Consider the following 18,973-nt stretch of genomic DNA (forward strand, 5'->3'; position numbering starts at 1 on the left):
CCTGTCATGGCGAGCCCGTCGAGCCACCTTTGGAGGGCCTGCCGCACCATTCTGGTGTCGAGCCTCAACCTCCCGCGGGTTTCGAACCCGCGGGAGGTTCGATGCTGGTACAGGTACGCATAGCCGCCAGTGGTTCGCCAGTGGCTCCGGGGCCTATGGCGGCCGTGCCGTGTGCATGCTGTTGTCTTGAAGACAGTTCAGTCGGTCTGGCTCGACGCAAGATTTCTCGCGCAACTGCTCGAAAAGTTGCTTGTGGCTGCTCGAGGGGCTTCGGGGCATCACAGCCCGTAGAGCGCGCCGAACTTGCCCCACAGGTGCGCCATCAGCGGCTCGTGGCTCAGGGGCCGCCCTGTGACGACCTCGATCAGCCTGGGGGCGCGGTGGCGCATGCCCTGTTGGTGGATGTTCGTCCTCAGCCACCCCAACAGGTCCGCGAAGTGCCCTCGGGCGAACTGGTCCCTGAGGTCGGGTATCGCCCGGCTGGCGGCGGCGAAGAGTTGCGCGGCGGCGAGGTTGCCCAGGGTATAGGTGGGGAAGTAGCCGATGCCGCCGCCGCTCCAATGGGTGTCCTGGAGGCAGCCCTGGGCGTCGTCGGGCGGCGTGAGGCCGAGGAGGCGGGTGAAGCGCTCGTTCCAGGCGCCCGGGAGGTCCGCCACAGGCAGGTCGCCGCCCAGGAGCGCCTGCTCCAGCTCGAAGCGCAGCACGATGTGCAGGTTGTACGTCACCTCATCGGCGTCCACGCGGATGAACGACGGCCGCACGGCGTTGATGGCGAAGTGGAAGGCGTCGAGGCTCACGTCGCCGAGGGCGGCGGGGAAGAACTGGCGGGCGATGGGGAAGAAGTGGCGCCAGAAGGCGTGGCTGCGGGCCACGAGGTTCTCCCACATCCGCGACTGCGATTCGTGGATGCCCAGGGACACGCACTCGCCGCGCGGCGTGCCCCAGTGCTCGGCGGGCAGGCCCTGGTCGTAGAGGCCGTGGCCCGCCTCGTGGAGGATGCTGAAGAAGGCGTCGCCGAAGTCGTGCTCGTTGTAGCGGGTGGTGAGGCGCGTGTCGCCCGGCCCGAGGCCCGAGCAGAAGGGGTGGGCCACCGTGTCGAGGCGGCCCGCCTCGAAGTCGAAGCCGATCGCTGCCGCGGCCACCCGCCCGAACATCTCCTGCTGGGGCAGGGGATAGGAGCGGGCGAGGAGCGCCGCGTCGGGCCGGCGGCTCGCGCCCTGGATGGCGTCGAGCAGCTTCACCAGCTCGTCGCGCAGCGGCCCGAGCACGCCGGCGATCCAGGCCGTCGTGGCGCCCGGCTCGTAGTCCTCCAGCAGCGCGTCGTAGCGGTTGCCGCTGTGGCCGTAGCAGTCGGCCTCGCGGACCTTCAGGGCCACGACCCGCTCGAGCCAGGGGCGGAAGCGGGCGAAGTCGCTCCTCTTCCGCGCCTCCACCCATTCGCCGTGGGCGAGCGAGGTCACCCGGGCGAGTTCCTCGACGAGGTCGCGGGGCAGCCGGGTCGCGCGGTCGTAGCTGCGGCGCAGCTCGCGCACGTTCACCGCCGCATCGGAGAGAGGGTCGGCCACCACGTCGCTGCCTTCGGCGGCGGCGATCAGCTCGCCGATGCGCGGGTCGGTGAACTGCGCGTGGGTCATGCCCGCCAGCAGCGCGAGCTGGCTGGCGCGGTGTTCGGCGCCCTTGCGCGGCATGTAGGTTTCGCGGTCCCAGTGCAGCACGCCGGCGCACGAGCCGAGCAGCGCGGTCTCGCGCACGCGGCGGATGAGTTCCTCGTAGGCCTGTCGGGGCGAATCGGGCATCGAAGGCTCCTCGAAACCAGGCGCGGGCAGCGCCGCCCGCCAGGGGGGTTGGGCCGACGCGGGCCTCGTCGGCCGAGCCGAGCATAGCGGCATCGCCCTTTGCGATCAAGGCCGACATGGCTCGGAAGCGGTTGCGATGTGGACTCTGGCCTTCGCCAGGGGCACAGACTGCGCCTGGAACCGACCCGCGAGCCCCCCTATCCCTCCCGAACGTTTCTCTCGTCCCTACGCTCCGCGTGGGGACGGGCCTCTTGGCCGCTCCGCGGCCTCTTCTCTTCGGCGCGCGCCGGAGTGGGAACCTCCCGCGGGTTGCGAACCCGCGGGAGGTCGGGGTTGGACGCGGGAGCGTCCGCATCATCGCCCCCACGCGGAGCGTAGGGGCGAGCATGATTTCCAACTTCTTTCCTCGTCCCTACGCTCCGCGTGGGGACGGGCCTCTTGGCCGCTCCGCGGCCTCTTCTCTTCGGCGCGCGCCGGAGTGGGAACCTCCCGCGGGTTGCGAACCCGCGGGAGGTCGGGGTTGGACGCGGGAGCGTCCGCATCATCGCCCCCACGCGGAGCGTAGGGGCGAGAAAGAGAAGGTGGCAGAGCGTAGGGGCGAGAATGAAGAAGCGCAGGGGCAAGCATGAGAGCCCCTCTCCCGAACGTTCCAATGCGTTCGGGAGGGCAGTGTCCTCAGAAGGCGCGCTTCCTCTCGCTCCTTCGGAGCTCCCGTAGCCACCTGCCATTCCCGCCCACTCCATTCCTCGACTTGCGGCTTGACCTGCGCAGGCTCCGTGCTATAATTCAGGCATCCCCGCGGCCGGTCATCCCCTTCCCGAGGAACCCCCTGCGTGACAATCCTTGAGGGAATCGGACTCGGAGCGCTGCAAGGCCTCACCGAGTTCCTGCCGGTGTCGAGTTCCGGGCATCTGGTGCTGGCGCGCGCTTTGTTCAGGATCGAAGGGGCGCCGGTGGCGATGGAGGTCTTCCTGCACGCGGGGTCGCTTGTGGCGATCCTGGCGTTCTTCCGCCGCGAGATTCTCTCGCTGCTCACGGTGCGGCGCCACCTGGTGCCGGCGCTGATCGTGGGCACCCTGCCGGCCGCCGTGCTCGGGCTCGGCCTCAAGGGGCGCATCGAGTGGCTCTTCGAGAACCCCGTGGGGGTGGGCATCGGCCTGCTCCTGAGCGGCACGGTGCTGTGGGTGGGCGAGCGGCTGGCGACCAACCACCGGCCCCTCGACGCCGTGGGGGTCGAGATCGGCTTCTGGGTGGGGATCGCGCAGGCGATCGGCCTGGCCCCCGGCGTGTCGCGCTCGGGGATGACCGTGAGCGCCGGCCTGGCCAGCGGCCTCGAGCGGGGCGCGGCGGTGGCCTTCGCCTTCCTGCTGGGGGCCATCGCGATCGCGGGCGCCACGGTGCTCAAGCTCCGGGAGATCGCCGACCTGGGGCAGGTCTCGCTCGCGCCCATGCTGGCGGGATTCGCCGCCTCCGTGCTCACGAGCCTCGGCTCGCTGGCCGCGCTCTCCTTCATCGTGCAACGCAAGTGCTTGTCAGTGTTCGCGATATACTGTTATTGCGTCGGCGCGGCAGTATTGCTTGCAAAGCTTACCGGCGTGTGGTAGAATACCGACGTTCGCTCTCTCCCCGTGATGCGCGCCCCGAGGCGCGCCGCTGATCTCCCCGTACCAAGCCGAACCTCGCTCCGAGGGTAGCCATGAAACGGTTTCTGGTTGCGCGCGTGGTTGTTTCCCTCGTAGTTCTGGGACTTTGCGCGTTCGCGGCCGTGAGCCTGGTGACGTTCAGGACGACGGACCTGCCGGCCTACAGCTTGCCGCCCACGTCGCCGCCGCAGAATGGCTGCGGGCTGTTGGGCGCGCGGCTGGCCGACTTCCTGCTCCAGGGGCTGGGCACGTGCTCGTACGTCCTCATCGTGCTCCTGGGCGCCTGGGCGGTGCTGAACCTGCTGGGCAAGGGGCTCGAACAACTCGCCGTGCGCGCGCTCGGGGCGGTGCTCCTGATGGTCTGCGCGTGCACGTTCGCGGCCGCCGGGGGGCAGGCCACCGGCGCGATGCCCGGCCACGGCGGCTCCGTGGGCGTGGCCCTCAACGGCCTGGTGCTCGAGTACTTCGGCCACACGGGCCAGTGGCTCCTCGGCGCGGCCCTGACGATGATGGCCCTGCTGATGCTCTCGGTGGACGATCTGATGGCGGCGCCCATCTCGTGGGTGGGCGAGGTGAGCCGCGAGCGCCTGCTGCCGCTCCTGAGGCGGCGCAAGCCGCGCGCCCGTTCCGCCCGGAGCACCCCTGCCGCGGGCGAGAGCGCCGCGGAAGAGGCCTCGTCCGAGCCCGCCGCGGCCAAGGCCGAACCCGAGCCCCGCGCTCTCGTCGAGATCGAAGAAGAGGCGCCCGAGCCCGCGCGCGCGCCCGACGAGCCCGTGGACACCGGCCGGCCGGTCACCGTGGGCTACCTCGACAAGATTGTGCAGGTCGGAGCGAGCGCCGCAGAGGCCGATGCCACCGGCACCCACGAGGGCGTGGCCCTCGACACCGAGGCCGAGGTGCCGACCGAGGCGGTCTCCGAGGGCGAGCCCGAGAACGCCGCAGAGGAGGCCCCTTCTGCCCGGCCCCAGGCGGCCGCCCCCGCGGCGCCCGCAGAGGACGCCGATGAGCCCGATTCGGCCGACGCCGACGAGGGGGAGGAGGCCGACGATGCCCCGCGCAGCGCGAGGCGGCCCGAGCGCGTCATCCAGAACTACCTCCTGCCCCCCGTCAGCCTGCTCGACGAGGTCCGCAGCGTGGACAGGAGCATGCGCGGCCAGCACATCCAGCAGCAGATCGAAATCCTCGAACGCACCCTCAAGGAGTTCGGTGTCGGGGCGCGGGTGGTGGACATTGACCAGGGCCCCGTGGTCACCCGCTACGAGCTGTCGCTGGAGGCCGGCACCAAGCTCACCAAGGTCACCTCGCTCTCCGACGACCTGGCCATCGCGTGCAAGGCGCCTGCCGTGCGCATCGTCGCCCCGATCCCAGGCAAGTCCACCGTCGGCGTCGAACTGCCCAACGTGGACAAGGAACTGGTGCGCATGCGCGAACTCCTCGAGAGCGACGCCCACCGCAAGCGCGACTACGTGATCCCCCTCTTCCTGGGCAAGGACGCCTCGGGCAAGCCGATCGTGAGCTGCCTGACCAAGATGCCGCACCTGCTCATCGCCGGCGCCACCAACTCCGGCAAGAGCGTGTGCATCAACTCCATCGTCGCCAGCATCCTCCTCACCCAGCACCCCGACGACGTGCGGCTGATCCTGATTGACCCCAAGATGGTCGAGCTGACCTCGTTCACCGAAATCCCCCACCTGCTGACGCCGGTGGTGACCGACATGAAGCGGGCGACCTGGATCCTCGACTGGGCCACCCGCAAGATGGACGAGCGCTACGACATCCTGGCCGCCGTGGGCGTGCGCTCCATCAGCGCCTACAACCGCCTCGGCGAGCAGGAAATCCGGAACCGCCTCGGCGAGGACGTGGACTACGACCGCGTGCCCTTCCACCTGCCCTACATCATCATCATCGTGGACGAGCTGGCCGACATGATGATGCTGGCCTCGAAGACCATCGAAACCTCCATCACCCGCCTCGCCCAGAAGTCGCGCGCCGTGGGCCTCCACATCATCCTCGCCACCCAGCGCCCCTCGGTGGACGTCATTACCGGCCTCATCAAGAGCAACCTCCCCACCCGCATCTCGTTCCAGGTCACCTCCAAGGTGGACTCGCGCACGATCCTCGACCGCAACGGGGCCGAGAAGCTGCTCGGCTCGGGCGACTTCCTCTACCTCCCGCCCGGCTCCTCGAACCTCATCCGCGCCCAGGGCACCTTCATGAGCGACGAGGAACTCCACCGCATCGTGGACTTCGTCAAGCGCCAGGGCAAGCCCGACTTCACGCTGAACCTCGACGGCTGCCCGGCCGGCGACGATGGCGGCAGCGACGGCGGCTCGAACCCCGACGGCTACAGCGGCGACGACCTCTATGAGGACGCCTGCCGCATCGTGCTCGCCAGCGGGCGCGGCTCCGTGTCCCTGCTCCAGCGCAAGCTCGAGATCGGCTACACCCGCGCCGCGCGCCTGGTGGACATGATGGCCGCCGACGGCATCGTGGGCGACTACAAGGGCTCGAAGGCCCGCGAGGTGGTCATGACCCTCGAGGAATGGGAGAGCAAGCGCGGCAAGAGCCCGAGCCGCCCGGCGCCCGCGACCGCCGACGAACACTACGAGCGGCTCGACGCCGCAGCCGAGGACGACGACGCGGACGACTAGGAGCCTGTCCGGGAATCCCCGTGGGCTGCGTTGCCGGCGCCCCGTTCCTTCCCCCGCGGGATGGCCCCTTGGCAACCACACCACCCGATGAGCCGCAACGCGACCCCGGCCCCCTGCGGCGCCTCGCGCGCATCGCCATCCTCTATAACGTGCGCACCGCGCTGCGGGTCGTCCTTCAGTGCGTCTGCGGCGCGCGCGTGGCGGGCGAGGAGCGCGTGCCGCTGCGCGGCGGGCTCGTCGTGGCGGCCAACCACCTCAGCTTCGCCGATCCCGTCATCCTCCAGACCTACGTCCCCCGCTTTCTCACCTACCTGATGACCGACAAGTTCTACTACGCCCCAGTCCTCCACGGGCTCGTGGCATTCTGGGGCGTGCTCGTGGTCAAACGCCAGGGGCTGAACAAGGAGGCCCTCCGCGCCGCCGGCGGCATCCTTGCGGCGGGTGGGGCGGTCGGCATCTTCCCCGAGGGCGGCATCAGCCGCGACGGCCTGGTTCACGACGCTCAGCCCGGCCTCGCGCTGCTGGCGCAACGTGCCCGCGTGCCCATCCTCCCCGTCGGCATCGCGGGCACGGAGCGCCTGCTGGCGCCGGACACGTTCCGTCTGCGCCGCGCCCGCCTGGGGCTGTACCTCGGGGAGCTCATTCGCCCCGCAGGGCAAGACCGCCAGGAGCTGGCCCGGCAGGTCACGGCCGCGCTTCGCCTGTGCGCCGAGCGGGCACGCGCCCTGTGAGCCGGCGCCGCCGGGGTGTGGGCCATTTCTGTAGGTGGCTTCCGGTGCGGATTCCCGTGGCGACAAGCGTCCCGCTTGTCGAGCGGATGAAGAGAGCCGCAAGCGGGACGCCCGCGGCTACGTTCGCAGCGGGCCTTCCCCTGTTCCGGGAATTCTCGCATCAGAAACCACCTACGATTCCGGCCCGCACCCGACGCGCCGGATTCCCTTGCATCTTCCCGCGCTCCGGCGGTAGAATGGCTGCCTGAGATCGGGGAGAAAAACGGCTGACATGGCGGGACGCGATGCGGCGGGTGGCCCGTTACGGCTTGTGTGTCCTCCTGGCGCTGGCGCCCTCGGGGTGCGGAATGGCCCTCAGCCTCTTCGGAAAGCCCAAGGTGGAGGAAGTGCAGCCGCACTTCGAGAGCATTGACTGGGATGGGGTGACCGTGCGCTTTGACCTCAAGGTACGCAACCCCTACTGGTTCCCCCTTCGGCTGTCGCTGGTGAAGTGCGCGGTGGACATCGAGGGGCGCGAGTTCGTGACGGCCGATGCGCCCGTCAACCTCTCGCTCCCCTCCCGCGAGCTGGGCCGCGTGAGCGCGCCGGTCCGGCTGTCCTACTCCAGCCTGTGGAACACATACCACACCCTGAGATCGGCCCAAGAGGTCGCCTACACGTTGCGAGGGGCCGTGGCGTGCTCGGTGCTGGGGCATGAGTTCGGGGTGCCGGTGTCGAAGGAAGGCAGGTTCCCCGTGCTCCGGCTGCCGCGCATCGCCGACGTGCGATTCCGAGTTGCCGAGGCCTCGCTGCGGAAGGCCGTGCTGGCCATCGAGGCCACTGTGACCAACCCCAACGTGTTCGAGGTGGACCTCCAGGGCGTCGGCTACACCTTCAAGGCGGGCGAGGTGGAACTGGGCGGCCTCCACGCCTCCACCGCCGGCACGATCAGCCCGGGCGGGAGCGGGCAGGTGAGCCTCACGGCCGAAGTGGCCGTGGCAGGCGCTGCTCTCAAGCTGATGCGGGGCGGCGAACTGGGCAGGCCCACCCTCTCGCCCACGGGAACGATCAAGACGCCCTATGGCACCGTGAAGCTGGACCGAGCGAAGCAGGAGTGATGCCCATGTTGGCCGAGCATGGGGTGCCGTCCCGAGCCGGGCATGCCAAGCCACCCGCCTCCCGTGGCCGGGGCTTCACGCTCGTGGAACTTCTGGTCGTCATCTCCGTGATTGCGCTGCTCTCGGCCATCCTGCTGCCGGTGACGGCGAGGATGCGGAGCAATGCGCGCAGGATCCGTTGCGTGAACAGCCTCGATCAGCTTGGCAAGGCCATCAACCTCTACGTGGACGACCACGAGCAGTGGTACCCGTGCGCCAGTTGCATGCCGTCCACCGAGCCGCCCAACGGCCTTCCGCGCATCTGCGACCTGCTGGCCCGCTATGCCGGCAGCGAGATCTTCGAGTGTCTGGACGACCGGCCGCTGGACCCCGCCTACGGCCACGGCACGTACTTCGAGGGCGAGGGCTCCAGCTACGAGTGGGCCGAGCTCCTCAACCACCGGAAGGCGGGCCGCGGCCTCGGCCACCCCTTCCTCAAGATCGAGATGATCCCCATCCTGCGCGACTACGAGCCGTTCCACGGCAGGAGCGGTACGCGCGTGGGCATCAACGGGCTGTTCTTCGACAACCACGTCGAGAGCCTTTGACCATGCGAAAGCCCCTCGTCCTCGCCGCATGCCTGGCCTGCCTCCTCGGCGCCGGGGGCGTTCTGGCCTGGCACTTCTGGCCCGGCCCTCCGCCCACCACCGCCGACCAGGTGCTCGACGCCGTGATGAAGTCGGACCCCGCCGACATGTCGGAGGAGGAGCTGGCGGTCTGGATGAAGGATGTGGCCGCGAAGGCCGAGCGCCTGCCGCCTCACGAGTTGCAGAAGCTCGTGGAGCGGGCGCTGAGCGATGAGAAGCTCAAGGCCCGGTTCGAATCGCTCGCGCCCGAGGAGCGCCAGAAGCTGGCCGAACTGGTCTCGGAGGAGCAGCGCGCCCGCATGATGGCGAAGATGGCCGTGGGCATGGTGGCGATGCTCAAGGCCCTGCCGGCGCCGGCGCGCAAGGCGATGATCCAGCAGATGCGCGAGCGCGGCGAGTCGTTCAAGGGCAAGGGCAAGGGCGAACGCCACGAGATGACGAAGGAGCGGGTCGCACAGTGGCTCTCAGGCACCACGCCCACGCAGCGGGCCGAGATGGTGCGGGCGATGCGCGAGATGCGCAAGATGATGGAGGAGGCGGGCTTCAAGGACTGAGCTCCGCCACCTCGTCGGCCGAGAGGGCGCGCCTCCAGATGCGTACGTCGTCAATCAGCCCTTTGAAGCCGTAGTTGGCTCCCCCCTCGTTGTTGGCGCCGATGAACAGGGCCGCAGGCCCCAGCGCGTTGCCGGCCGCCGTCTGCGCCTGTTCCCCCAGCGCCTCCTGGCCGTTCTCCGAGTAGCGGACGACATCGCCCCGCGCCAGCTTGCCGTCGAGGTAGAGCCGCACGCGCTGGCCCTCGCACACCAGCGCCACGTGGTGCCACTTGTCGTCGGCCACGCGCTGCGATGACCACCACGTTGTATCGGTGCCCTCCGCCTGAAGGCCGTGGAAATAGGCCAGGCAACCGTTCTCGAGCATCAGCGCGAGGTCGTTCGACCCCCAGCCGCCCGTGGAGGCTCCGATCAGCGTGGGGTTGGACCAGAAGCGCGTGCGGGGACTGGCCGCCACCTGCGTGGTGCGGAACCAGAGCGCCAGTGTGAACCAGGTGAGGCCCGTGGTCGCCTTGGCCGGCACGGCCACGTGGTCGCTCGTGCCGTTGAAAGCGAATGCCCCGCCGAGCTTCCCCTCCGCGATGGGCCTGGCCCCCTTGGCCGCCGCGTGGTGCTCGTTCCCGCTGGAGTCCGTGGCGTCCTTGTCGAAGGTGTAGTGGGCCACCAGGCCCTGCTTGAGGTCGGGCTCGCCAGCCCGTGCGGGAGATGGGACCGATAGGACGGAGAGGACTGATAGGACCAGAACGACGCCGCGCAGGCGGGTCCTATCGGTCCTATCCGTCCTATCGGTCCTATTCCTCAAGGCTGAGCAACCTCGGCGTGTCAATGACGGGCAGTTCGATGGTCAGGGCGTCCTCGCCGCGCTCCACCACCTTCACCGGCAGTGCCTTGTCGGCCAACGGGTCGTAGTAGGCGACCCGGCACGCGGCGGCCTTTACGGGCCGAAGGGTGATGCGGTAGGGCGTGTCCTTCATGTCCTCGATGTTGTAGCTCGGTGTCATCTCGTAGAGCGCAAGGACGAACTTCGTGCCGTTGACCTGGAACGGCAGGACGGCGAAAAGGTCGCTGAGGCGGAGCGTCGGCTTGCCCTCGGGCATCTCGAAGACGGCGCGATCGGAGCCGAGCCTGGCATAGCTGACATCGAAGGGCCGCGGCTTGGGGACAGGCACGGCGCCGGCGAACACCTTCACGGCCCGCCGCAGCGAGAGCAGGGCGGGGGAGAGCCACTGGTCCACCTCGCCGTCGGGCGGCAGGGCTTTGAGTTCCCTCACCTTGGCCAGGTGGAAGCCCATTCCCTCCTCATTCTTGTCCGGGCCAGAGACGAAAAGCGTCATGCGGCTCAGGCCCTTGTTGAGCCAGAAGAGCACGGCGCGGAGGAGGAACTTCTCCTTGAGGCGCAACGATGCGGCGTCGCCCTTCACGCCCGCTTCGGCCGGCACGATGCCGTGCTCGGTGATGTAGTGGTGGAAGCGCTCCACGCCCTCGGGCTTGACCGTGAGGCGCTTGTCGGGCCGCAGGTGGTGCATGAGGGATTCGCACTGGATGAAGGTGTGCGCCCAGCCCTCGGCGAAGCACTGGCGATACGTCGGGCTGCCGCCCTCCAGGCACCGTGCGGGGTTCTTCGGGTCCTGCTCGCGCTCGGGCAGCTCGCGCCAGCCGGTGCCGTAGGGGTGGTAGGACTGCCCGTCCATTCCGGGCGGCAACTCCTTGATGGGGCAGTGGAAGAAGGTGGTGTTCGACCAGCCCCAGATCACGCGGGTGCCGGGGAACTCCTTCTTCGCCATCTCGAGGGTGCGGCGCGAGACCTCCCAGGCGTGGCCGCCGGGCCGGAGGAAGTCCTTGGTGAACTTCGCCCGGCCTGGCCAGTAGTCGTTGATGCCGCCCCCGCCGGCAAAGTGCGAGCCAAAGCTCAGCTCGTTCCAGATTTCGAGTTCGATGGGGATGCCTTCCTCCTTGGCCACCTCGCACACCGAGCGGGCGTAGTCCACCCAGCCGCCGGCTGTGTGCTCGAACTCCGGTGTGCCCACGGGGTGGAAGGGCAGGTAGTAGAGGTCCACGCAATTCAGCTTGTCGCCCTTCTTGAGGTCCTTGGGCAGCGGCTTCGAGAGCTTCACCGCCTTGCGCTCGGCGTCAATCTCCGTAAAGAGCACCTCGCCGGCCCAGTAGTCGGTGAGGCCGTTCGTGCCCGAGTAGACGGGGCGGAAGCCCTCCACCGAGTCGAGGAGCAGCTCGGTGGAGCCCTTCGGCGCGTCGGCGGCGAGGCGGCGGTCCCACGACTTCATCTTGCACGGATAGCCATGGTGGGCGTTGAGGAGGATGAGCGGCACGATGCCCAGCTTCTTGCACAGGCGCAGCATCTCGCGGTAGCGCTCCTGCGAGCCCTTGGCGATGGCTTTGGCGTCGGGGTCGTAGGTGCCGAACGGCTGTTCCCAGCGGATGCAGCGAATGCCGGCCTTGGCGAGCAGGCCGAGCTGGGCCTCCATGCTGCCGCCGGGGAAGTGGAGGCACATGCCGATACCGTCCAGGAGTTCGGCCGCCGGCTTCGTCTCCAGGAAGCCTCGCCACGGCTGCTTCACGTGGCTGTGCTTGGGCCACGGCACGTCGAGTTGCGTGGGATCCACGTAGGGCCGCATCTCGACGGGTGCCGCCGCCATGCAGCCGGCCAGGGCCAGCGGCAGGGCCAGGATTGCTTGCGTTCGCACGGCGTCTCCTCTACGGCTTGGGGGCCTCCTTCGTCTCCACTGGCTCGGCCTTGATGCCGAGGGCCTGGAGCATCTGGGCGGCGACGAACTTGTTGCCCGCGGGGTTCAGATGCACGCCGTCGCCGGTGAGCACGCCCTTGGGCTTGCCTTCGGCATTGTGCTCCTTGAGATAGGCGAGGAAGGCCTTGCGCAGGTCGTTGAGCTGCACGCCGGTGTCGGCGGCCACCTTGCGGCTGATGTCGGAATACTCGTCGAGCATCTTGTCGCGCTCGTTCGAGCCGTCGGGCTTCTCGCCGATCACGCTGGGCGTGCACAGGATCACGCGGGCGCCGGCGGCCCGGATGCGGGCGATGAGGTCCTTGAGCCCCTCCTCGAACTTCTCCTTGGTGGTGCCGCCGGCCGTCTCGCCCTGGGCGTTCTTGCGCCAGTGCCACACGTCGTTGATGCCGATGTAGATGACCACGACGGTGGGCTTCTTCGCCAGCACGTCCTTGTCGAGCCGGGCCTGGAGGTTCGGCACCTTGTGGCCGCTGATGCCGGCGTTGATGACCTCGATGCCCAGGTCCTTGCACTCCTGGTCGAGGGTGTTCTTCACGAGGGTGATGTAGCCCTTCGGCCCGCCGCCGCCCTGGGTGATCGAGTCGCCCAGGAACACAATGCGGTCGCCCTTGGCCAGCGCGGGCGGCGCGGCGCCCTCTGCGGCCAGAACGCCCATCGGAAGAGCCCATGCCGCCGCCCACAGAAACCACCGCCGCACCATGCCGGAACTCCTGAATTGCCTCTGGGCTCCACCAGACCCCGCGAAGCCCTGCGGGCCGCTCCCAGTGGGTTGCCAATCATACTCCCTGGGTGCCGAGCTGTCAACGCGCGGTGGGCGTTGACAATACACACTCCTGCGGGTAGAATGTGTATGCAGAAAGGAGGCCGAGAGATGAAGCGGACAAACGTCGTTCTGGACGACGAACTCGTCGGCACAGCCAAGAGCCTGACGGGGATCCGCACGACTCGCCAGGTTGTTGACCATGCCCTCCGCGAGTTGGTCAGGCACCGACGCCAGCGCGGCCTGCTCAAGCTCAAGGGGCGCATCCATTGGGAGGGCAACCTGGATGAAATGCGTCGCGGGAGAGTCCAGCCGTGACGCTGGTGGACACGAGCGTGTGGGTGGACTACTTCCGCGACGCGGCGACACCGGAGGCAGGGTGGCTTGAGCATGCCATCCTGGACGACGCGGACCTCTGCGTCTGCGGCCCCGTGCTCACCGAGGTGCTCCAGGGGGTTCGCTCCGACACGGAACTCGCCACGGTGCAACAGGCGATGCGCGAACTCGTCTACCTCGAGACTTCCCGCGAGGCGCATGAGGCGGCCGCGGCCATCTACCGCGCCGCACGCAAGAGAGGCAAGCCCATCCGCAACGCGGTGGACTGCGTCATCGCCGCCTGCGCCATCGCACACGACGTCCCAGTTCTCCAGTCCGACAGGGACTTCGCGTCCATCGCAAGCGTATCCCAGCTCCGTCTCATCACCCCGTGAGGAAGCGCGCATGGCTAACCCCGTGCCCAGGAACCGCGGCTACCGCACCTTCATGTACCTGCCGACCGATCGCGTGCCCGATGTGGAGTTCGGCTGCTGGCCCCAGACCGTGCGCGCCTGGGTGCCCGACGGGTTCCCCAAGGACTGGGCGGCCGAGATCGGCGAGAACATGTTCCACCCGCGCTTCAACGAGTTCATCGGCGTGGACCGCGATGAGGGCGGGGCCGGCATCCCCATCCACCTCGGCATGAACCCCGCCTTCGAGCACAAGGTGCTGGAAGAGGATGACCTGACGCAGATCGTGCAGGACACCTCGGGCGTCATCGCCCGGCGATGGAAGGGCGGGGTCCAGGAGTCCTCCATTCCCCAGTTCCTCGAGTTCCCCGTCAAGGACCGCAAGAGCTGGGAGGCGATGAAGGAGCGCTATCGCCTGGACGACCCCGCCCGCAAGGTCTCCGACGAGGCGATCGCCAAAGCCCGCCAGGCCGCGGCCGCGGGCTGGACCGTAGGCGCGGGGGCCTGCGGCTTCTACGGCGCGCTCCGCAACTGGGTGGGCACCGAAAACCTCTCCTACCTCATTTACGACGACCCGACGCTGGTCCACGAAATGGCCGACCACTGGGCCGAGCTCATCCTCGTCTCGCTCCGCCAGGTGCCGCCCGACGTGCCGCTCCACCAGATGGGCTGGTGGGAGGACATGGCCTACAACCACGGCCCGCTCGTCAGCCCCAAGACCTTCGACGAGTTCTTCACCCCCTGCTACCAGGCGGTGATGGACGAGGCCCGCCAGCACGGCTGCATGCTCTCGCACGTGGACTGCGATGGCAACATCCACGACCTCGTGGCGAGCTGGATACGCACGGGTGTGAACATCATGTTCCCCTGCGAGGTCGCCGCCGGCACCGACATGTTCCGCCTGCGCCGCGAGTTCGGCGGTCGCGTGCGCCTTCAGGGCGGCGTGGACAAGGTGGCCGTGGCGAAGGGCAGGGACGCCATCCGCCGCGAGCTCGACCGCATCGCCCCGCTCCTCGCCGAGGGCGGCTTCATCCCGCACCTCGACCACCTCGTGCCCCCCGACATCTCCCTGCCCAACTACATGTTCTACCGCGAAGAGAAGAAGAAGCTGATTGGGAAGAAAGATTGATCGCGAATCGCGCGACTCGAGCGAAGGGGAACCAGAGTTCTTGTTTGCCGAACCCGCCAAAGGAGGACGAGAGATGAGGCTGAACCTCGCTGTTGGATTCGGTGTTCTCGGTGTGCTCGCCGGCTTGGCCTGCGGCCGCGAGGCGGGCGAGTGGGAGGAGTTGATCCAGGGCGAGGGAATGGCGGGGTGGAAGAAGCCGACGGGGGAGTGGCTCCAGGTGGGCGAGGCCGTGAAAGACCCCGCGAACGAGAAGGCCATCGCCACGAAGCCGGGCAAGGGCATCCTGGTGAACGGGGCCAAGGGGCGCACGGGCAATCTGTTCACCGAGGCCCAGTTCGGCGACATCGAAGCGCACATCGAGTTCATGATCCCGAAGGGCTCGAACTCGGGCGTCTACTTCATGGGCCGCTATGAGATACAGGTGTTCGACAGCTTCGGCGTCGAGAAGGCGCCCTACCCGGGCATCGAGTGCGGCGGCATCTACGAGCGGTGGGACGACCGGCGAAAGCCCCAGGGCTTCGAGGGACACTCGCCGCGCGTGAACGCCAGCAAGGCGCCGGGCGAGTGGCAGTCGTTCGACATGGTGTTCCTGGCGCCGCGGTTCGACGCCGACGGCAAGAAGACTGCCAACGCCAGGTTCGTGAAGGTCGTGCACAACGGCCAGGTGGTCCACGAGAACGTCGAGGTGACCGGCCCGACTCGTGCCGCCGCGTTCAACGACGAGAGGCCCACCGGGCCGCTGATGTTCCAGGGCGACCACGGGCCGGTGGCCTATCGCAACCTGAGGGTGCGGCCCATTGCCGCGGAGGCCGCGGGCAAGTAGAGCCGGTGCAGGCTCTACCGCCGCGACCAGCGGCCGCCGCCCCCTCCGCCGCCGCGGCTGAAGGAGCCAACTCCGCCACGCGAGCCGCTCCAGCCGCCGCCGGTGCCCCACGAGCGCCGGTTGCTCCAACTGCCGCTGTCACACCAGGCGTCTCGGCGGCCCTTGTCGTAACCACGGTCCCACTTCCCCCAGTCAGCGTCCTTACGCCACCTGGGGTAGACGACCGTGTAGCGGCTTGACGGGCCGTAGTAGCCGTAGTTGTAGGTGTAGGCGTAACCGTAGTACCCGTCATAGTATGGAACGCAGCCGAGCGACAGCAGCCCCGCGGCAGCAATCGCGAGTGTGATGATGTTCCGCTTCGCAGAGGTCATCGTGGACCTCCTTTCGTCCCCTAACACGAGGGTACCGCGAACTCGGCTCGCGGGCAACCCTCTATCATGTTAGACGTATTGGGGCGATGGGTATTCGGCGGCGTCAGCGCGCGGCGGCGCTTTCGCTGGCCAGGAGGGCCTTAAGCGCGCGGTAGTCGGTCTTGCCCGTGCCCAGGAGGGGGATCTGCGGCACTCGGATGACTCGGCGAATCGTGTGGAGCGCCGAGAGGCCCGCGGCGCGGAGCGCGGCATTCACGGCCTCCCTGTCTGCGTCCACCGCGGTGAAGAGGACGAGTTCGGGATTGGTCTCGTGGGGCGTGGCCTCGACGGCGATGAGCGGCCCCTGGTCGCCCTGCGGCACGCAACGCTCCGCGATGACGGCCTCGATGGCGGGCAGCGAGATCATCTCGCCCCCGCGCTTGACGAAGCGTTTGAGCCTGCCGCAGAAGGTGAAGACGCCCGCCGCATCCTCGCTCACGATGTCGCCTGTGCGATACCACGTCCTGCCCTGCGCCTCCACGAACGGCGAGGGGCCGTCGTAGTTCAGATAGCCGTTGAAGACGCACGGCCCTCGCACGAGCAGCAGGCCGGTGGCCGGTGGGGAGAGGACATCGCCGGTCTCCGGGTGTGTCAGCAGGCGCTCGAACGCAGGGAGCAGGCGGCCGATCGCGCCGCGCCGCGGCGAGGCGGGGTCGGTCACGGTGACGATGGGCGAGCACTCGGTGACGCCGTAGCCCTCCAGCAGCACGGCATTGGGGCATAGCGCCGCGAAGGCGTCGTAGACCTGGTCAGGGCATTTCTCCGCCCCGGTGACGGCCAGGCGCACCGAGGCCAGGCTCGCGCGCGTGGCCGCGCGCAGGATGCCGTTGAGGAAGGTGGGCGTGCCGATGAGCACCGTGGCCCCGTACGCCCCGATCACGCGGGCCAGCGCCGCGCCCTCGGTGGGGTTGGGGTGATACACGGTTGGCAGGCCGTAGCAAAGCGGAGCCAGCATTGTCACCGTGATGCCGAACGCGTGGAACGGCGGCAGGAAGCCCATGAGCTTGTCGTTCTGCGTGAGAGGCACGATCTGGAGGACGCTCGCCAGGTTCCTGAGGACGTTCTGGTGGGACAGGGGGACGGCCTTCGGCAGGGCCTCGGAGCCGCTTGTGAAGAGGATGGCGGCCGTGTCCGATGGCTTCACCGCGTCGAGCGATGCCCACGGGAGGCGGCTCTTCAGCAGCGCCCAGAGCTTGCGTCCCCGCCCCGCGCGCCGCGCGATCTCGTCGAGGAAGACGAAGCGGCCCCGCACCGACGCGAAGTCGTGGCCCGCGGCCTCGAGGCGCTGGACGAGCGGCGTCAGGGTGAGGATCGTGCGGACGCCCGCCAGGTCAAGCGCCTGCGCGAGGTTGCGCGGGCCGAGCGTCCAGTTCACCATCACGGGGGTCTTGCCCGCGAACAGCGTGGCGAGATAGGCCACGGTGGCGGCGACAGAGGCAGGCATCATGATGCCCAGGCGGTCGCCGGGCAATGACTGGAGGTCGGAGCGCAGGAGCAGCACCGCCAGGGCGATGTCGCGATAGGTCTTGACCCCCGAGGTCTGGTCGGCAACGATCGCGCGCCCGGGCGTCGCACGAGCCTGTTCGAGGAAGGCGCCGGTGATCGTCTGCGACCGTGGGACGCGCGGCGGAGGGTCGTGTGGGAGCCGGCGGAACCACGCGGCCCGGATGGGCCTGAGTTCCACCATTTCGGACGACGCGGCCTGGCCGCAGGCCGCGAGGAGCACATCGCGCACCGTCGCCAGCGCATCGGCATCGCCCTGGGGCAGACCAAACTCGGCCTCGAGCCAGGCCAGGATGTCGGCCCGCGCGAGGCTGTCGAGGCCCAGGTCGGCGGCCAGGTGCTGTTCCTCGCTCGCGCTATCGCGGCCGGCGAGCCGCGCGAGCGCGGCCATCACCGCGGCGCGCGTCGAGGCCGGCACGGCCAGGGGCCCGGCCACGGAGGGCGGCGGCTCGGGCTCGGGCAGTTCCCGGACCCCGCCGCGGCTCCAGGGTGTGTACGGCACATAGGTGTTGTGCTTCGCCGTGGCATTGTAGAAGGTCTCGAGGTAGGCGTTGAGGGCCTCGCGGGGCGCGCCGCGCGGAAGGTCGGCCGGCTCGGCCAGCTCGATGGTGACCCTGCGGCGCGGGGCGAAGAAGAGGCCGCTCAGGAGCAGCGACACGGCCCCGCGCCGCACGGCGTCGCGCACCGAGGGGGCGTGGCCGCTCGCCCACGAGAAGCTGCTGCCCCAGAGCCCCGTGGTGCGGACGAGCACGAGGCGCGCCTCGGGCGCCTCGCGCAGAAGCCTCTCGACCCCGCTGTTCCCCCGCAGGTCCTCGCGCCACGTGCGCTGCGCGTGGCCGGCCGGATAGAGCAGGAGGTTCTCGCCGCGGCGGAGGGCCGCGATGGCTTCGCCGAGCGCCTGCTCCACGGCCGCCCGCATGCCCGGACCGTGCTTCGCCACCGATGGCACGGTCAGAACACCCACCCGCCGGGCCACCCAGCGGATGAAAAAGCGGTCCACCTGGTCCTGGTCCGCCAATGCTCGGGGACGGAAGCGCTTGTGCAGCACGGTCATGAGCAGGATGGGGTCTATGAGTGCGGGGTGGTTGGGGAGAAAAGCGATGCCCCGCGTGCCGCGCTCGCCGACCTCGCGAAGGCCCCGCACCTCGACCCTGTAGCGGAGCCAGAGCAAGAACCTGGCCAGGCATCGGAGGATGAACTGGACCATTCGAGACTCCATGTGGGCCGGGCGCGCCTGCCTCGCGTTCTGGCGCGGGGCCACACGCTTCAACATACACTGCCGTGGGGCGCAAAGCAACCAGGCCTGCTTCCAGCGGAGGCAGCTGCGTTGTGGGGGAGTTGAGGAGCGCTGAGGAGTCACCTTCTCGCCCCTATGCTCCGCGTGGGGGCGAGTATCCGGACGCTCCTGCGTCCAACCTCAACCTCCCGCGGGTTTCGAACCCGCGGGAGGTTCGGATTGGGCACGGGGGTCTCCAACCGGGAGAGAAGCGGCCGCGAAGCGGCCAGGAGGTGCGTCCCCACGCGGAGCGTAGGGACGAGGAGTGAGGGGCGGCCAAGAGGTGCGTCCCCACGCGGAGCGTAGGGGCAAGGAATGAGGACACCGGTTGGGAGGCGCCTTCCCCCGCAGAGCGTGGGGACGAGGAGCGGCGCCATACTTGCTCAAACGAGAGGGGGAGGAGATTGAGCAAGTATGGGCGGAAAGGCCATAGAACGGCTCAGATCGCCAAAGCGCCATACTTGCTCATCTCTTGGGGGCGGCAGAGGTG

General features: G+C 68.9%; 16 protein-coding genes. 10 read left to right on the forward strand and 6 right to left on the reverse strand.

The features are described from left to right. Positions 1-278 precede the first annotated feature (278 nt). The gene (locus PLE19_21570) at positions 279-1,796 is read right to left on the reverse strand and encodes a carboxypeptidase M32 (GenBank protein HPD17535.1); all 1,518 of its coding nucleotides are present in this window, start codon (positions 1,794-1,796) and stop codon (positions 279-281) included. A gap of 833 nt (positions 1,797-2,629) precedes the next feature. Between PLE19_21570 and PLE19_21575 the strand changes: the two genes are divergently transcribed. From PLE19_21575 to PLE19_21600, 6 genes are all read left to right on the forward strand, one after another. Beyond that, a complete protein-coding gene (locus tag PLE19_21575) occupies positions 2,630-3,400 on the forward strand; it encodes an undecaprenyl-diphosphate phosphatase (protein HPD17536.1) in 771 nt (256 codons plus the stop codon). A gap of 92 nt (positions 3,401-3,492) precedes the next feature. Next, positions 3,493-6,090, forward strand: a complete 2,598-nt coding sequence (locus PLE19_21580; GenBank protein ID HPD17537.1) for a DNA translocase FtsK — start codon at positions 3,493-3,495, stop codon at positions 6,088-6,090. A gap of 68 nt (positions 6,091-6,158) precedes the next feature. Then, complete coding sequence (locus PLE19_21585; GenBank protein HPD17538.1) at positions 6,159-6,821, forward strand: lysophospholipid acyltransferase family protein; 663 nt, start codon at positions 6,159-6,161, stop codon at positions 6,819-6,821. 347 nt (positions 6,822-7,168) lie between these two features. Next, complete coding sequence (locus PLE19_21590; GenBank protein HPD17539.1) at positions 7,169-7,918, forward strand: LEA type 2 family protein; 750 nt, start codon at positions 7,169-7,171, stop codon at positions 7,916-7,918. Between the two features lie 5 nt (positions 7,919-7,923). Then, a complete protein-coding gene (locus PLE19_21595; GenBank protein HPD17540.1) occupies positions 7,924-8,505 on the forward strand; it encodes a type II secretion system protein in 582 nt (193 codons plus the stop codon). A gap of 2 nt (positions 8,506-8,507) precedes the next feature. Then, the gene (locus PLE19_21600; GenBank protein ID HPD17541.1) at positions 8,508-9,098 is read left to right on the forward strand and encodes a hypothetical protein; all 591 of its coding nucleotides are present in this window, start codon (positions 8,508-8,510) and stop codon (positions 9,096-9,098) included. Here PLE19_21600 and PLE19_21605 read toward each other — a convergent pair. The 3 genes from PLE19_21605 to PLE19_21615 all read right to left on the reverse strand — a co-directional run bounded on the left by PLE19_21605 (position 9,088) and on the right by PLE19_21615 (position 12,557). Then, the gene (locus tag PLE19_21605; GenBank protein HPD17542.1) at positions 9,088-9,759 is read right to left on the reverse strand and encodes a LamG domain-containing protein; all 672 of its coding nucleotides are present in this window, start codon (positions 9,757-9,759) and stop codon (positions 9,088-9,090) included. The genes PLE19_21600 and PLE19_21605 overlap by 11 nt on opposite strands. A 127-nt stretch (positions 9,760-9,886) precedes the next feature. After that, entirely contained in the window at positions 9,887-11,797 is a 1,911-nt protein-coding gene (locus PLE19_21610; GenBank protein ID HPD17543.1) for a hypothetical protein, read from the reverse strand. A 10-nt stretch (positions 11,798-11,807) separates the two neighbouring features. Next, the gene (locus tag PLE19_21615; GenBank protein ID HPD17544.1) at positions 11,808-12,557 is read right to left on the reverse strand and encodes an SGNH/GDSL hydrolase family protein; all 750 of its coding nucleotides are present in this window, start codon (positions 12,555-12,557) and stop codon (positions 11,808-11,810) included. A 171-nt stretch (positions 12,558-12,728) separates the two neighbouring features. Between PLE19_21615 and PLE19_21620 the strand changes: the two genes are divergently transcribed. The 4 genes from PLE19_21620 (at position 12,729) to PLE19_21635 (ending at position 15,294) form a co-directional block, all read left to right on the forward strand. Next, entirely contained in the window at positions 12,729-12,935 is a 207-nt protein-coding gene (locus tag PLE19_21620) for a type II toxin-antitoxin system VapB family antitoxin (GenBank protein HPD17545.1), read from the forward strand. Then, positions 12,932-13,327 carry a PIN domain-containing protein gene (locus tag PLE19_21625; GenBank protein HPD17546.1) on the forward strand — a complete coding sequence of 132 codons (396 nt, stop codon included), beginning with the start codon at positions 12,932-12,934 and terminating at the stop codon, positions 13,325-13,327. The genes PLE19_21620 and PLE19_21625 overlap by 4 nt, the downstream gene beginning before the upstream one ends. Before the next feature lie 10 nt (positions 13,328-13,337). Beyond that, complete coding sequence (locus PLE19_21630; protein HPD17547.1) at positions 13,338-14,471, forward strand: uroporphyrinogen decarboxylase family protein; 1,134 nt, start codon at positions 13,338-13,340, stop codon at positions 14,469-14,471. Between the two features lie 73 nt (positions 14,472-14,544). Beyond that, on the forward strand, positions 14,545-15,294 hold the full coding sequence (locus PLE19_21635) for a DUF1080 domain-containing protein (protein HPD17548.1): 750 nt from the start codon (positions 14,545-14,547) through the stop codon (positions 15,292-15,294). Between the two features lie 14 nt (positions 15,295-15,308). Here the strand turns inward: PLE19_21635 and PLE19_21640 are convergent, their stop codons facing one another. Beyond that, positions 15,309-15,665: a hypothetical protein gene (locus tag PLE19_21640; GenBank protein ID HPD17549.1), complete on the reverse strand. Its 357-nt coding sequence runs from the start codon at positions 15,663-15,665 to the stop codon at positions 15,309-15,311. 103 nt (positions 15,666-15,768) lie between these two features. Continuing rightward, positions 15,769-18,414, reverse strand: a complete 2,646-nt coding sequence (locus PLE19_21645) for an AMP-binding protein (GenBank protein HPD17550.1) — start codon at positions 18,412-18,414, stop codon at positions 15,769-15,771. Positions 18,415-18,973: the final 559 nt, after the last annotated feature.

The sequence above is a fragment of the Planctomycetota bacterium genome (genome assembly GCA_035384565.1).
In the GTDB taxonomy this organism is placed as follows: domain Bacteria; phylum Planctomycetota; class PUPC01; order DSUN01; family DSUN01; genus DAOOIT01.